General features: G+C 65.5%; 2 protein-coding genes and 1 pseudogene. All 3 read right to left on the bottom strand.

All coding sequences use genetic code 11. The features are described from left to right. A partial coding sequence (locus tag JHD07_RS32370) for a molybdopterin cofactor-binding domain-containing protein (RefSeq protein ID WP_291629518.1) occupies positions 1–1311 on the bottom strand: 1311 nt, incomplete at its 3' end. 1 nt (position 1312) lies between these two features. Then, complete coding sequence (locus JHD07_RS32365; protein ID WP_291629516.1) at positions 1313–1765, bottom strand: (2Fe-2S)-binding protein; 453 nt, start codon at positions 1763–1765, stop codon at positions 1313–1315. A 637-nt stretch (positions 1766–2402) separates the two neighbouring features. Further along, positions 2403–2619, bottom strand: a pseudogene (locus JHD07_RS32360) (glutathione-dependent formaldehyde-activating protein); the annotation flags it as partial.

The raw sequence follows: 2619 nt of genomic DNA, 5'->3' as shown, positions 1-2619 counted from the left end.
CGCGGCCTCCAACGCAAAGTCGCATTTAGACTTGCGGCCGAACCCACCGCCGAGCAGCGTCACGTTGACGGTGACGTTGGCCTCGGGAATGCCGAGCGTCTTGGCGACGTCCTCGCGGGTGCCGCCGGCACTCTGCACCGGCGCCCAGATTTCCGCCTTGTCGCCCTTGACGTCGGCAACCGCGACCGGCGGCTCCATGGCGACGTGAGCGAGATGCGGCAGGTAGTACTCGCCGACGATGACCTTGTCGGCGCTCTTCAGGGCAGCCTCCGCATCGCCCTCCTTGCGCAGAACGAGCCCGGGCTTGCGCGAGGCCTCTTCGAGCTCCTTGCGATAGGCGACGGAGTCGTATTTGGCGTTGGGGCCGTCGTCCCAGACCAGCTTCAAGGCGTCGCGGCCCTTGATCGCCGCGCCGGTGTTGCGCGCGATCACGGCGACCCCGCCGAGCGGCTGGAATTTCGACGGCCACGGCCAGCCGCGCACCTGCATCACCTTCTCGACGCCAGGGACCTTCAGCGCCGCCTCCGGGTCGAACGAGACCAGCTTGCCGCCGGTCACCGGCGGGCGGGCAATTGCGGCATATTTCATGCCGGGCAAGCGGACGTCCGCCCCGTACCGCGCCTTGCCGGTGGTGATGTCGTGGAGATCGACGATGCCGACCTGACCCTTGCCGAGATAGCGGAAGGTCTTGGGGTCCTTCAGCTTGAGGCCTTCGATGCTGGGCACCGATTCCTTGGCGGCGTCGGCAGCCAGCTCGCCGAAGCCGAGCTTGCGTCCGCTGGCACTGTGGACGACCTCGTGGTTGACCGCCTTGACTTCGGTGGCCGGTACGCCCCAGCGCTTCGCCGCAGCCTGCTCCAGCATGGTGCGGGCGGAGGCGCCGATCTGGCGCATCGGGATCAGGTAGTGCCGCGTGCTGCGCGAGCCGTCGGTATCCTGGTTGCCGAACTTGGCCTCGTCGCCATGGGCCTGCTGCACCTTGACTCTGGACCAGTCGGCTTCCATCTCCTCGGCGACGATCAGCGGCAGGCTGGTGCGCACGCCGGTGCCCATTTCCGCACGGTGCCCGATGATGGTGACGATGCCGTCAGGTGCGACGGAAACGAAAACGCGCGGGTCGACCACGACGCCGTGCGGCATTTTACCGGCGCCGGTTTCATAGGCCAGCGCCCGGCGCGACATCACGGGGGAGGCGAGCACGAAGCCGCCGGTGACGCCGAGCCCCTTCAGGATGCTGCGGCGCGAGATCTTCTCGACCCTGATATGCTTCTCAAAGCTGTGAAGCCTGCGGGGATTGTCGATGAAATTCATGTCACACTCCCGTCGATGCGAGATGGACGGCGTTCTCGATGCGCTGGTAGCAGCCGCAGCGGCAGATGTTGCCGGCCATCGCCTCGCGGATCTGGTCATGGGAGGGTTTGGGATTCTCCATCAGGAGAGCGGCCGCCTGCATGATCTGGCCGGCCTGGCAGAAGCCGCATTGGGGCACGTTGACCTGACGCCAGGCCTTCTGCACGGGGTGATCGCCGTTCGGATGCAATCCCTCGATCGTGGTGACATCGCGTCCGGCGACGTCATTGACGGAGGTGATGCAGGCGCGCACGGCCTGCTTGTCGACGATGACCGTGCAGGCGCCGCACAGGGCTTGGCCGCAGCCGTATTTGGTGCCGGTCAGCCCGGCCTCGTCACACAGGAACCAGAGTAGCGGGAGATCCGGGTCGCCGTCCCAGCTCTGTTCCTGGCCGTTGATCTTCACCTTGATCATGATCGTGCCTCGCTCTTCATAAGCATGCCAAATTCAAAGTCCGCCGACGCCGGTCGGCGACGGTTCGTGCGTCGTCTCGCCACATCCCGCCGTGGTCCCGCGCGGGCAAATCCCGGAGGGAGGCAGGAACGCAGGTCGCGATGTCTGAATGTGCTCGATACCTCCCGTTTTCTTCTTATTTGATTGTACGTCGTGCGGCATCGTGACGGCGCGACCCTAGCAGGGATCGCCTCGACCCGGCGTTCACAGCCGAGTGTGTTCACCGGGAAAAGATTGCATCGACGGTTTGTCAAAAGCAGGGCGAGTCGTCCGCCACGTGGCGCATCAAATCGGCGCAACGAAAAAAGCTTCGTCCGCCGGTTGGACCGAACGGACGAAGCAGTAGGCCTCAGTCGAGGGAGGGAGACGCAGAGCACCGCGAACTTCAAGCAGGAAGCGGACGGTCCTGCGCAGTCATTCAGAGACCAGGACTGAGGAGCCGATGGCCCTTACTCACGCGTGGTGCAGAAGAGGCGGCCTCGCGCCGCAATGGTCCCGGCGGCGGGGGACCCGTGCGGCTCGCTGGCGGCGACGGGCGCCAGCGAGCCGAAGATGGTGGGCGGTCGGACGGTTAAGACGGCCATCCCAGGCGGTTTTCCTAGGCGGCCTTGGCCTTCGCCACGTGAGTGGCGATCGCGTCCATCAGCGCAGGCGACAGGCAGTCGTAAGGCTCGAGCCCGATCTCCTTGAGCCGCGAACGGATGCCGCCCATTTGCTCCGGCTTCACGCCGGATTCGATCACAGAGGAGACGAAGGCGGCGAATTGCGGCGCCTGCGAGCCCTGCTCCTGGAAAAGTTCCGGATGGATGAAATCG

Origin of the sequence: Bradyrhizobium sp. (assembly GCF_016462955.1) — a bacterium.
GTDB lineage: Bacteria > Pseudomonadota > Alphaproteobacteria > Rhizobiales > Xanthobacteraceae > Bradyrhizobium.
The sequence above is the reverse complement of the archived record's forward strand: the minus strand, read 5'-3'. Positions and strand labels throughout refer to the sequence as shown.

Coding starts and splice junctions, on each gene's coding strand:
- JHD07_RS32365 (WP_291629516.1), bottom strand. CDS start 1,765: ATGATCAAGGTGAAGATCAACGGCCAGGAACAGAGCTGGGACGGCGAC.